This is a genomic window from Idiomarina seosinensis (assembly GCF_003987275.1).
In the GTDB taxonomy this organism is placed as follows: Bacteria; Pseudomonadota; Gammaproteobacteria; order Enterobacterales; family Alteromonadaceae; genus Idiomarina; species Idiomarina seosinensis.
This window is the reverse complement of sequence record NZ_PIQF01000002.1, coordinates 256,859-268,624: the sequence shown is the minus strand read 5'-3', so window position 1 is coordinate 268,624 and position 11,766 is coordinate 256,859. Positions and strand designations below refer to the sequence as shown.

13 protein-coding genes and 5 tRNA genes are annotated in these 11,766 nt (G+C 47.9%); 17 read left to right on the top strand and 1 reads right to left on the bottom strand.

Annotated elements, in window-relative coordinates; all coding sequences use genetic code 11:
* Positions 1-2 precede the first annotated feature (2 nt).
* The 11 genes from miaA to tuf all read left to right on the top strand — a co-directional run bounded on the left by miaA (position 3) and on the right by tuf (position 8,202).
* Positions 3-959, top strand: a complete 957-nt coding sequence (gene miaA, locus CWI81_RS07605; protein ID WP_126784708.1) for a tRNA (adenosine(37)-N6)-dimethylallyltransferase MiaA — start codon at positions 3-5, stop codon at positions 957-959.
* Between the two features lie 177 nt (positions 960-1,136).
* Positions 1,137-1,394: an RNA chaperone Hfq gene (hfq, locus tag CWI81_RS07600; RefSeq protein ID WP_126784707.1), complete on the top strand. Its 258-nt coding sequence runs from the start codon at positions 1,137-1,139 to the stop codon at positions 1,392-1,394.
* A gap of 25 nt (positions 1,395-1,419) precedes the next feature.
* A complete protein-coding gene (gene hflX, locus CWI81_RS07595; RefSeq protein WP_126784706.1) occupies positions 1,420-2,712 on the top strand; it encodes a ribosome rescue GTPase HflX in 1,293 nt (430 codons plus the stop codon).
* Positions 2,713-2,744: 32 nt separating this feature from the next.
* The gene (gene hflK / locus CWI81_RS07590; protein WP_126784705.1) at positions 2,745-3,899 is read left to right on the top strand and encodes an FtsH protease activity modulator HflK; all 1,155 of its coding nucleotides are present in this window, start codon (positions 2,745-2,747) and stop codon (positions 3,897-3,899) included.
* Positions 3,899-4,792 (top strand): protease modulator HflC, encoded by an 894-nt coding sequence (hflC, locus tag CWI81_RS07585; RefSeq protein WP_126784704.1) that lies wholly within the window; start codon positions 3,899-3,901, stop codon positions 4,790-4,792. Before hflK ends, hflC begins: the two co-directional genes overlap by 1 nt.
* Before the next feature lie 124 nt (positions 4,793-4,916).
* Positions 4,917-6,212, top strand: coding sequence for an adenylosuccinate synthase (locus tag CWI81_RS07580; RefSeq protein ID WP_126784703.1), 1,296 nt, complete (start codon positions 4,917-4,919; stop codon positions 6,210-6,212).
* 338 nt (positions 6,213-6,550) lie between these two features.
* A tRNA-Thr gene (locus CWI81_RS07575) sits at positions 6,551-6,626 on the top strand.
* Between the two features lie 16 nt (positions 6,627-6,642).
* Positions 6,643-6,727, top strand: a tRNA-Tyr gene (locus CWI81_RS07570).
* A gap of 38 nt (positions 6,728-6,765) precedes the next feature.
* A tRNA-Gly gene (locus CWI81_RS07565) sits at positions 6,766-6,840 on the top strand.
* 13 nt (positions 6,841-6,853) lie between these two features.
* Positions 6,854-6,929: transfer RNA gene (locus CWI81_RS07560), tRNA-Thr, on the top strand.
* A gap of 88 nt (positions 6,930-7,017) precedes the next feature.
* Positions 7,018-8,202: an elongation factor Tu gene (gene tuf / locus CWI81_RS07555; RefSeq protein WP_126784691.1), complete on the top strand. Its 1,185-nt coding sequence runs from the start codon at positions 7,018-7,020 to the stop codon at positions 8,200-8,202.
* On the opposite strand, the gene CWI81_RS07550 is transcribed toward tuf, so the two are convergent.
* Positions 8,192-8,518: a hypothetical protein gene (locus CWI81_RS07550; protein WP_126784702.1), complete on the bottom strand. Its 327-nt coding sequence runs from the start codon at positions 8,516-8,518 to the stop codon at positions 8,192-8,194. The genes tuf and CWI81_RS07550 overlap by 11 nt on opposite strands.
* Before the next feature lie 123 nt (positions 8,519-8,641).
* On the opposite strand from CWI81_RS07550, the gene CWI81_RS07545 reads away from it, so the two are divergent.
* From CWI81_RS07545 to rplJ, 6 genes are all read left to right on the top strand, one after another.
* Positions 8,642-8,717, top strand: a tRNA-Trp gene (locus CWI81_RS07545).
* A gap of 55 nt (positions 8,718-8,772) precedes the next feature.
* Positions 8,773-9,153 (top strand): preprotein translocase subunit SecE, encoded by a 381-nt coding sequence (secE, locus tag CWI81_RS07540; RefSeq protein ID WP_126784701.1) that lies wholly within the window; start codon positions 8,773-8,775, stop codon positions 9,151-9,153.
* A gap of 1 nt (position 9,154) precedes the next feature.
* Entirely contained in the window at positions 9,155-9,694 is a 540-nt protein-coding gene (gene nusG, locus CWI81_RS07535) for a transcription termination/antitermination protein NusG (protein WP_126784700.1), read from the top strand.
* 137 nt (positions 9,695-9,831) lie between these two features.
* Entirely contained in the window at positions 9,832-10,260 is a 429-nt protein-coding gene (rplK, locus tag CWI81_RS07530) for a 50S ribosomal protein L11 (protein ID WP_126784699.1), read from the top strand.
* Between the two features lie 3 nt (positions 10,261-10,263).
* Complete coding sequence (gene rplA, locus CWI81_RS07525; protein ID WP_126784698.1) at positions 10,264-10,959, top strand: 50S ribosomal protein L1; 696 nt, start codon at positions 10,264-10,266, stop codon at positions 10,957-10,959.
* 262 nt (positions 10,960-11,221) lie between these two features.
* Positions 11,222-11,740 (top strand): 50S ribosomal protein L10, encoded by a 519-nt coding sequence (gene rplJ, locus CWI81_RS07520; protein WP_126784697.1) that lies wholly within the window; start codon positions 11,222-11,224, stop codon positions 11,738-11,740.
* Positions 11,741-11,766: the final 26 nt, after the last annotated feature.

Below are 11,766 nucleotides of genomic sequence, written 5' to 3'. Positions count from 1 at the left end.
TTATGCATAACAGCAAAGAACCTTTTGTCATTTGTTTGTACGGTCCGACTGCGGCGGGGAAAACCTCTTTGGCGCTGGATCTATGCGAAAAACTGCCTTGCGAAATTATTTCTGTAGATTCAGCACTCGTTTACCGCGGTATGGATATAGGTACAGCTAAGCCAACGGCGGACGAACAGCGACAGGTTCCGCATCATTTAATTGATATATGCGATCCGGCTGAGAGCTATTCGGCCGCTGAATTTCAGCGAGATGCAACACGTCTAATTGAGCAAATTCTGAAACGGAAGAGAGTTCCACTATTGGTCGGTGGCACTATGCTCTATTTTAAGGCGTTACTGGAAGGGCTGTCGCAGTTGCCTGAATCTGATCCTAAAATTAGGCAGCAACTCACTGACCAGCTTGAACGAGACGGGCTTGCTAGCTTACATCAACAGTTAGCCCAAGTTGATCCGGTAAGTGCCAAGCGAATTCATCCAAACGACCCACAAAGAACATTACGAGCACTTGAAGTTTATCGATTAACGGGTGTGACGTTAACGGAGCTAACGCAACAACGGCACGGACAACTGCAATATCCTATACATCAGTTTGCCATAGCGCCGTTGGAGCGAAGTACTTTGCATCAACGCATTGAACAACGATTTGACCAAATGTTAAAGCAGCCTTTTGAAGCCGAAGTGAGAGAGCTATACGAACGTGGTGACCTGCATCCGGATTTACCCTCCATTCGAAGTGTCGGCTATCGCCAGATGTGGGCCTATTTGGCCGGTGATTATGATTACTCGACGATGCGCGAGCGCGGTATTATCGCAACTCGGCAGCTGGCTAAGCGACAGTTAACCTGGCTGCGCGGTTGGCCTGATGTTGACTGGCTAACCACGGACGACCCGCAGGTTGCTAGTAAGGTGTCGACACTGTTACAACGATCGCCAAAAAGATTTCCGATAAACCGTTGAAATCTTTTTATTTGCCCATAGATCGAAAGTTAAATTTGTCGCGTATTTTTATTGCCTGAAACATAAATTATGTTGCAAAAAATAATGACTGGTCTAGGGTAGATTAAAGTTGTGTTAGTGCTAGCACGACACCATGGCAATAATTTGGATATTAATAACGAAAATAAGGAATCCAGCATGGCTAAGGGGCAAACTTTACAAGACCCATTTTTAAACGCGTTACGCCGCGAGCGCATCCCAGTGTCAATCTATCTAGTTAACGGAATCAAGTTACAGGGACAGGTCGAATCGTTTGATCAATTCGTGGTGCTGCTCAAAAATACCGTTAGCCAAATGGTTTATAAGCATGCAATTTCAACTGTTGTGCCCGCACGTATTCCGCAGAATTACTTGCCTCAGCAAAACCCGGATGATTTTGTAGAAACACCAGAATAAATTAACCTCAGGAGGTCTTTTAAGTTTGTTCGACAGATATGAAGGTGGCGACTACGCTGTACTTGTCCACATGGACTTACCCGCCGAAGTCGACCGTGAAGACCTCTCGGAATTACAATTACTGGCTGATTCAGCAGGTGTAAAAACGCTCGGCATTATAACTGCCTCGCGCAGTGCGCCGAATCCTAAGTTTTTTGTCGGTAGCGGTAAAGCTGAAGAAATTGCCGAAATGGTGAAAGAACGGCAGGCCAGCATTGTAATCTTTAACCATGCTTTATCCCCCACTCAAGAGCGTAATCTTGAAAAAGTATGTCAGTGCCGCGTGTTAGATCGAACAGGCCTTATTTTGGATATATTCGCTCAACGCGCTCGTACCCATGAGGGTAAATTGCAGGTTGAGTTGGCACAGTTACGGCATATTTCCACGCGGCTGGTTCGGGGCTGGACTCACCTTGAACGACAGAAGGGTGGTATCGGCTTACGCGGACCGGGTGAAACGCAGCTAGAGACTGACCGCCGATTAATTCGCGGGCGGATAAAAAATATCTTGCGGCGGCTGGAAAAAGTACAGAAGCAGCGCGAACAGGGACGCCGTGCCCGAAAACGTGCTGAAATTCCAACGGTCAGTTTGGTTGGCTATACTAATGCAGGTAAGTCGACACTATTCAACCAATTAAGCAGTGCTGATGTCTATGCTGCCGACCAGCTATTCGCCACGCTCGATCCGACGCTGCGCAAAATTGAAGTGGACGAGGTGGGAACTGTTATCCTCGCTGATACAGTGGGTTTCATCCGGCACTTGCCGCACGATTTGGTTGCGGCTTTTAAAGCGACTCTACAAGAAACTCAGGATGCCAGTTTGTTGCTGCATGTGGTTGATGTGGCTGATGAGCAACAGCAGGATAATATTGAGCAGGTTAGCGAAGTTTTAACCGAGATAGATGCGGGCGATGTGCCGCAATTAATGATTTGCAACAAAATTGATAAGCTTGAAAATACAGCGCCAAGGATAGATCGGGACGAACAAGGCAAACCCCAGCGAGTATGGGTATCAGCACAGCAAGATCAAGGACTTGAGCTTATCGTCGAAGCGTTAAAAGAGCGTTTGGGCAAGCAAATGGTTAATTTACACTTAAAATTACCGCCCTCGATGGGTAAACTTCGTGGTACATTATATGGCTTGAATAGCGTAACGGCAGAACAAGTTGATGAGGCTGGTCAGTTGAACTTGTCAATTAAAATGTCAGTGGTTGACTGGCACAAGTTACAAAAGCAATATGACAACCAGTTGAACCAGTACGTAGCACAAAATTCTTAACAGCAAGATTAGAAACTAAAGTGGAGTAGTCCATGGCTTGGAACCAACCGGGTAATGGCGGAAATAATGACCGCGACCCATGGAAAAACCAAGGGGGTAAAGATCAAGGTCCCCCTGATCTCGACGAGGCATTACGCAAGTTATTCGCTAAATTTGGTTTTGGCGGCAAAAAGCGTGGTGGTTCAGGCGGCAACTCGGGTATTCCGGCAAAAGGCGTTGGCTTAATAGCTATTATTGCGCTAGTTGTCTGGTTTATTGCCGGTTTTTACACAGTAAAAGAAGCCGATCGCGGTGTTGTATTGCGGTTTGGTAACTTCCACACATTGGTAGAGTCTGGTCTGCACTGGCGTCCGGTATTTATTGACACAGTCGAACATGTCGACGTCAATAATATTCGTTCGGACAGCACAGAAGGCTTTATGCTGACTCAGGATGAGAACGTGGTTGTGGTACAGCTGGACGTTCAGTATCGCGTTGTTGACCCACGCAACTATCTGTTCAACGTGGTTAATGCTGACTCAGTGTTGTCAAAAGCGACTGATAGTGCACTGCGCTACGTAGTTGGTCATACAACTATGGATGAAGTGTTAACGCGCGGTCGTGAAGATGTACGAGCGAGTACGTTGGAACTTTTAGAAGAGACGGTTAACCCTTACAATATGGGACTTCAGATTGTAGATATTAACCTTCTGCCAGCACGTCCACCAGAAGCGGTTAAAGACGCATTTGACGACGCAATTTCAGCGCAGGAAGATGAAGAGCGCTTTATCCGTGAAGCAGAAGCATACGCTCGTGAGGTCGAGCCACTAGCTCGCGGTCAGGTACGTCGATTGCTGCAAGAAGCACAAGCGTATAAAGAGCAAATTATACTTGAAGCTCAAGGTGAAGTGGCACGCTTTAACGAATTGCTTCCGCAGTATAAGCAGGCACCAGAAGTGACTCGTGAACGTATCTACCTGGATACCTTGCAGGAACTTTACAGCAAAACGCCGAAAGTATTCGTTGACGTAGAAGGCAGCAACAACATGATGTACTTGCCGCTAGACAAGATCTTAGAAAAGCAAGGTCGCAACGTTTCCTCTTTCTCACCGTCGCGCGTCCCAACCGAAGTCTCGGGCAGCAGCAATAGTTCGAGCAGCTCAAGCAACAGCGGTCGCAGCAGTAACCGTGGTGGAGGTAGAGACTAATGAAAAACCTGATTGCAATAATTGTTATTGTACTACTCGCACTGGGTCTTTCCTCGCTGTACGTAGTAAAAGAAGGCGAGCGGGCCATTCTTATCCAGTTCGGTAAAGTGGAACGTAACGCAGAAACAGGTGAAGCCCGAGTGTTTGAGCCGGGCCTTCATTTTAAAATACCGTTTATCGAGTCGGTAAAAAGGTTGGATGCTCGTCTGCAAACGCTAGACGGCGATCCTGATCGCTTCGTTACTAGTGAAAAGAAAGATTTGATTGTTGATACTTACGTGATTTGGCGTATCAACGACTTTTCAACTTTTTACCTAAGTACTAACGGCGGTAATGTGTTGCAGGCTGAGGCTTTGCTGACCCGACGGATAAACAGTGGATTACGTAGTGAATTTGGTAATCGTACCATCGCGGATATCGTCTCTGGTGAACGTGATGAACTGATGCGTGAGGCCTTAATCAAAGGTGCAGAGAGCGCGAGCGACCTTGGTGTTGAGGTAATCGACGTGCGTGTTATGCAGATTAACTTGCCGGATGAGGTGAGTCAGTCAATTTATCAACGTATGCGAGCTGAACGTAAAGCTGTCGCTACCGAACACCGTTCTGAGGGTCGTGAGCAGGCAGAGTTTATTCGTGCTGATGTTGACGCACGGGTGACCGTAATGCTTGCTGATGCTAAGCGCCAATCACGTGAACTGCGTGGTCAAGGTGACGCACAGGCCGCCAAGATCTATGCAGACTCTTACTCTAAAGATGCTGAGTTCTTTGCGTTTATCCGTAGCATGCAGGCTTATACCGAGTCCTTTAACTCGGGCGCTGATATGCTGGTGCTGGATGGCGAGAGCGACTTCTTTAAGTATTTGCAGGACATGAACGGTAAAATTGAAGATTAATCAATAATTAAGCAAAAAGCCCGTGTTCAAAATACAAAATTTGGGCACGGGCTTTTTTGTGTTCGTGTACAAAGGCGCTGCAAAAGGTTAGAATTGCCGCGCTTTTTTTTTACGTGGGGCAATCATGAGTCAAAACGTTGTAATTCTCGGCACCCAATGGGGTGATGAAGGTAAAGGTAAAATTGTTGACCTGTTAACGGACAAGGCAACCTTAGTGGTTCGTTATCAAGGAGGTCACAATGCCGGCCATACGTTGGTGATTGATGGAGAAAAAACCGTCTTACACCTAATTCCATCGGGAATTCTCCGTAAAAATGTACAATGCGTTATCGGTAACGGGGTGGTTCTGTCGCCAGAGGCATTAATGGAAGAAATGCAGATGCTGGAGGCACGAGGTGTACCAGTAACAGACCGATTACGGATCAGCGAGGCCTGCCCATTGATTTTGCCGTTCCATATTGCCCTGGATCAGGCGCGTGAAAAAGCTCGAGGTAAAGAAGCAATTGGAACCACCGGTCGGGGAATTGGCCCAGCCTACGAAGATAAAGTCGCACGTCGCGGTCTCCGCGTTGGCGATTTATTCAATGCAGAACGTTTTGCAAGCAAATTAAAAGAAGTACTCGAATATCATAATTTTGCATTAACAGAATATTATAAGACCGATGCCGTGAACTACGACGACGTACTGGCGCAGTGCAAAACTTTTGCGGAGCTACTAAAACCAATGGTCGCAGATGTCCCGGCGATGTTGGATAAAGCTCGTAAAAACGGCGATAAGATCATGTTTGAGGGTGCCCAGGGCACCCTGTTGGACATTGATCACGGTACCTATCCTTATGTCACATCGTCAAACACAACAGCAGGTGGCGTGGCTACCGGAGCTGGATTTGGTCCCAGATACATCGATTATGTGCTGGGTATCGTAAAAGCCTATACCACGCGAGTAGGAAGCGGTCCGTTTCCCACTGAGCTTGACTGCGATGTCGGCCAACACTTAGGGGTCAAAGGCCATGAGTTCGGCGCCACTACCGGGCGTAAACGTCGTACCGGTTGGTTAGATGCTGTAGCGATGCGTCGTGCGGTACAAATTAATTCCATTAGCGGTTTTTGCCTAACCAAATTGGATGTCTTAGACGGGCTGGAAGAATTGAAAATTTGCACGGGCTATAAGCTAGCAGACGGTACTATTAGTGAGTATCCACCGTTAGCGGCTGAAGACTACGAGATTGTCGAACCGGTTTATGAAACGCTTGAGGGCTGGCAGCAAAGCACGGTCGGTGTTACCGAGCACAACCAGCTACCACCGCAGGCGTTGGCCTACATTGCTCGAATAGAAGCGATTACCGGGATACCGGTTGATATTATCTCAACCGGGCCTGATCGCGCGGAAACGATCGTACTGCGTCATCCGTTTGCTTAACGCCTAAGGCGTTGGCCGTTTGCCTTGCAGGCGGCTTGCGCCTGCTGCGCGGGGAAAACCAAACACTAACACCTAAACACAGTTATTTATTGTTTGGATTTAGGTTTTTGTTTAAGTGTTTGCTGCGCGAAGCGCAAACAGCCGTAACCGCCGAAGGCAGGTTACAAACAGCCATCGGGTTAGCGATAAAAAGCCGTGGCGATAGCGACAAAAACCGTTGGTATTTTGTTCAATAAAGTCAAAAACTGACCACTTAACCAGTAAATTTTAACTTTTTTACGCGAAACTATTGCACTATCAAATTTAGTGCCATAGAATGCGCTCCACCTAACCGGGGTGCCGGCATAGCTCAGCTGGTAGAGCAACTGACTTGTAATCAGTAGGTCGGGAGTTCGACTCTCTCTGCCGGCACCAATTTAAATTGCATTTGGGAGGGGTTCCCGAGTGGCCAAAGGGATCAGACTGTAAATCTGACGGCTCCGCCTTCGCAGGTTCGAATCCTGCCCCCTCCACCACGCAATTTCCAGGTTTTTGAGGTGGCCCAAATTGTTTCGCGGGTGTCGTATAGTGGCTATTACCTCAGCCTTCCAAGCTGATGACGCGGGTTCGATTCCCGCCACCCGCTCCAAACAACAATCCGTGCTGATATAGCTCAGTTGGTAGAGCGCACCCTTGGTAAGGGTGAGGTCGGCGGTTCGAATCCGCCTATCAGCACCATTTCTTTTGGTCCCCCCAAGACAACCACCCGGTAGCGATAATAATATCGTCTAGGTAAACACCGAACAATTTTGTTAGAGAGGCTGCAATGTCTAAAGAAAAATTTGAACGTTCGAAGCCGCACGTAAACGTCGGCACCATTGGTCACGTTGACCACGGTAAAACTACCCTAACTGCTGCTATTACAACTGTTTTGGCAAAAGTATACGGTGGTGCGGCGAAAGACTTCGCAGCCATCGATAACGCGCCAGAAGAGAAAGAGCGTGGTATCACTATTTCAACGTCACACGTTGAATATGACACGCCAACGCGTCACTACGCGCACGTAGACTGCCCAGGTCACGCTGACTATGTTAAAAACATGATCACCGGTGCGGCGCAGATGGACGGTGCTATTCTGGTAGTAGCAGCGACTGACGGCCCAATGCCACAGACGCGTGAGCACATCTTGTTGTCACGTCAGGTCGGCGTACCTTACATCGTTGTATTCATGAACAAATGTGACATGGTTGACGATGAAGAGTTGCTAGAGCTGGTAGAAATGGAAGTTCGTGAACTGTTATCAGAATACGAATTCCCAGGCGACGACTTGCCAGTCATCCAGGGTTCAGCTTTGAAAGCGCTGGAAGGCGACGAAGACTGGGCGAAGAAGATTGTTGAATTAGCGGACGCACTGGATTCGTACATTCCAGAGCCAGAGCGTGACATCGATAAGCCGTTCATCATGCCAATCGAAGACGTATTCTCGATTTCAGGTCGTGGTACGGTAGTCACAGGCCGTGTAGAGCGTGGTATCGTTCGCACAGGTGACGAGTGTGAAATTGTTGGTATGAAAGACACCACCAAGACCACAGTTACCGGTGTAGAGATGTTCCGTAAGCTGCTAGACGAAGGTCGAGCGGGCGAGAACATCGGCGCCTTGTTGCGTGGTACTAAGCGTGATGACGTAGAGCGTGGTCAGGTACTGGCGAAGCCAGGAACAATCACTCCGCATACTAAGTTTGAAGCTGAAGTATACGTACTGAGCAAAGACGAAGGTGGCCGTCACACGCCATTCTTTAAAGGCTACCGTCCACAGTTCTACTTCCGTACAACGGACGTAACAGGTGCTGTAGAGTTGCCAGAAGGCGTAGAAATGGTCATGCCAGGCGACAACCTTAAGTTTGTTGTAGAGCTGATTGCTCCAATCGCAATGGACGAAGGTCTGCGCTTTGCAATCCGTGAAGGCGGCCGTACTGTTGGTGCGGGCGTTGTATCGAAAATCATGGACTAATAAACGCTTCGACGTTTATAAAACCCGGCTTCGGCCGGGTTTTTTTATGCCTGTAGGCTCGCGATTTTTTTCTCCTTCGGAGCGGCTTTTTATCGCTGCGCGATGGCTGTTTGTAGCCTGCCTTCGGCGGCTCCGGCTTTTTGCGCTTCGCGCGGTAATTCAAAAACAAAGCGCAAACAACAACTGTATTTATTTGGTTTTCCCCGCGCCGCAGGCGCAAACCGCCGTGCGCAAGCGAAGCAAGCGCACAAACAGCCATCGCGGCAGCGATAAACAGCCGGCCCGGCAGGGCCAAACAGCCGTTGCGAAGCAACACTCAGCCGCTCCGGCACGGAGCAAAGCTCTGCGAACGAAGTGAGTCTTAAGGCTTGCGCCGCGCGTCTTCTTCGGTATAATACCGCGTCCAATCCTGATCCGAGAAAATCTCGTCAGGACTTATAGGGGCGTAGTTCCAACGGCAGAACAGCGGTCTCCAAAACCGACGGTTGGGGGTTCGAATCCCTCCGCCCCTGCCAGATTTTAAGATCGAGCTCGTTGAGCGAAACGGCCAGTCGTAACTAGGATTTAAGAATGAGCGCAAATAACGACACGCAAAGCAGTTCCTTAAATAGCGTTAAGTGGATCATTACTATCGCATTGTTAGTCGTTGCTATTGGTGGCAACCACTATTTTACAGAACAAGTCTCCGTATTATATCGCGCTATTGGCGTTGTAATTCTGATTGGTCTGGCCGGCTTTACCGCAGCGGCAACCACAAAAGGCAGACAGTTCCTTTCGTTTGCGAAAGAAAGCCGTACCGAAGTGCGCAAGGTTGTCTGGCCTTCACGTCAGGAAGCAACCCAAACAACATTAATCGTTGTTGTGGCGACAGTTATTGTTGCACTTATTCTTTGGGGATTAGACGGCATTTTAGTGCGCGTTGTTGGCTTCCTAACCGGTTTGGAGATTTAATATGAGCGATAGCAAGCGTTGGTACGTTGTACAAGCTTTTTCCGGTTTCGAGGCGCGTGTTTCTGAGTCTCTAAAAGAACATATCAAGATGCATGGCTTAGAAGATAAGTTTGGTGAAATTCTTGTGCCTAAAGAAGAAGTCGTAGAAATGAAAGCTGGCGTGCGCCGTAAGAGTGAGCGCAAGTTCTTTCCAGGCTATGTGTTGGTCGAAATGGAAATGGACGACGATACTTGGCACTTGGTAAAAAGTGTACCACGCGTACTAGGGTTTATTGGCGGTAGCAGCGAGCGTCCAACGCCGATTTCTAAACGTGAAGCTGACTCAATTTTAGATCGTTTACAGGATTCGCAAGACAAACCGAAACCAAAAACTCTATTCGAACCAGGCGAAGTGGTTCGCGTCAACGATGGACCATTTGCAGACTTTAACGGCACAGTAGAACAAGTTGATTACGAAAAAAGCCGGGTAACAGTATCGGTGTCAATCTTCGGCCGGGCAACGCCGGTTGATCTCGAGTTTAGTCAAGTCGAGAAAGCGTGATCAAAAAATAACCGTCAAGGCATTGATCGTGGATGCGAATTAGCCTATAATTCGCGTCCTTTTTTAACGGGAAGCCGACTGAGTAATTTGACTCTGACAAATTACGAGGCGTTAAACCCACAACAGAGGTGATTACCATGGCGAAGAAAGTATCGGCCATTATTAAGCTTCAGGTAGCTGCTGGTTCAGCTAACCCTTCACCACCCGTTGGTCCTGCATTGGGTCAGCATGGTGTTAACATCATGGAATTCTGTAAAGCATTCAACGCACAGACGGACAGCCTGGAAAAAGGCGCACCAGTGCCAGTTGAAATTACAGTGTTTGAAGATCGTTCATTCACGTTTATCACTAAGACACCACCAGCGTCCTTCTTGTTGAAGAAAGCGGCCGGCATCAAAAGTGGTTCAGGCGAGCCTAACACTAAGAAAGTGGGCACCGTTACTCGTGAGCAATTAGAAGAAATTGCAAAGGTGAAAGAACCTGATCTGACCGCCGCTGACTTAGACGCAGCAGTTCGCACTATCGCCGGCTCTGCCCGCGCGATGGGCCTAAATGTGGAGGGCTAATCAATGGCTAAATTATCAAAACGCGCACGTTTAATCCGCGATAAAGTTGAAGCCCGTGATTACGACGTTAATGAAGCGATCACTCTGTTAAAAGAATTAGCGACTGCTAAATTCACAGAAAGCGTTGATGTTGCAGTTAACCTTGGTATCGATGCTCGTAAATCGGACCAAAACGTTCGTGGCGCAACAGTATTACCAAACGGTACAGGTCGTGACGTTCGCGTTGCTGTATTTACCTCTGGCGACAACGCTGAAAAAGCGAAAGAAGCTGGTGCTGATATCGTCGGTATGGAAGATCTGGCCGAGCAAGTAAAGAAAGGCGAGATGAACTTTGACGTAGTTGTAGCTTCACCAGACGCGATGCGCGTAGTTGGACAGCTAGGCCAAATCTTAGGTCCTCGTGGCTTAATGCCAAATCCGAAAACTGGCACAGTAACTCCAGACGTAGCAACAGCGGTTAAGAATGCTAAAGCAGGTCAGGTTCGCTATCGCAACGACAAAAACGGTATCGTTCACGCAACGATTGGCCGTGTCGATTTCGACGACGACAAGCTGAAAGAAAACTTAGATGCATTGTTAGTAGCATTGAAGAAAGCGAAGCCTTCTTCTGCTAAAGGTGTATACTTTAAGCGTATTAACCTGTCGACCACTATGGGCGCAGGCGTAAGTATTGACCAAGGTACTGTTAACGCAGGTTAATAGCTATTGGTTAGTAAAGGTTTGTGGGTTGGGGCTGCCGTGTGCTTGTCGTAAGACAAAATCGCAAGGCTCCCGTCCAAGACCGTAGGTGTACCGCGAGAATTTCAGTAGTTTTGGATAGCGGCACTTAATTTCCTACGCAGATGGTGAAATCCGACTCAGGCTCTCTGGGTAAGAGATTCACCGTGACAACGCGGTGGGGGTAACCTCACTTAACTTGTAACGAGGGACTTCGGTCCCGAATAAAAACGAGGTGATATCAGTGGCAATAGGTTTAGCCGGAAAGAAAGCCATCGTTAAGGAAGTTAACGAAGTAGCTTCAGACGCGCTAGCTGTCACCGTTGCTGAATATCGAGGCATCGAAGTCGCCGATATGACTGAGCTGCGTAAGAAAGCTCGTGAGCAAGGCGTTTACGTTAAAGTAGTACGTAATACTCTTGCAAAACGTGCATTCGAAGGCACCCAGTTTGACGATATGGCTGATGTACTTAAAGGACCTCTTGTTTACGGTTTTTCTTTGGACGCACCGGGCGCATCTGCTCGTTTGTTTAAAGATTTCGGTAAAGGAAACAAGAACCTGCAAGTTACAGCTCTATCAATCGGTAATGGCATCATGGGTCCAGAAAAATTGGACGCAGTTGCTTCACTTCCGACTCGTGATGAAGCATTGGCTAAATTGCTCGCCACCTTCAAAGAACCTGTTAGCAAATTCGTTAAAACAGTTAACGAAGTACCTAGCAAGTTTGTTAGAACGTTGGCGGCGATTAAAGACGCTAAGTAATACGTTGGTTTTTGAACCATTTTTTG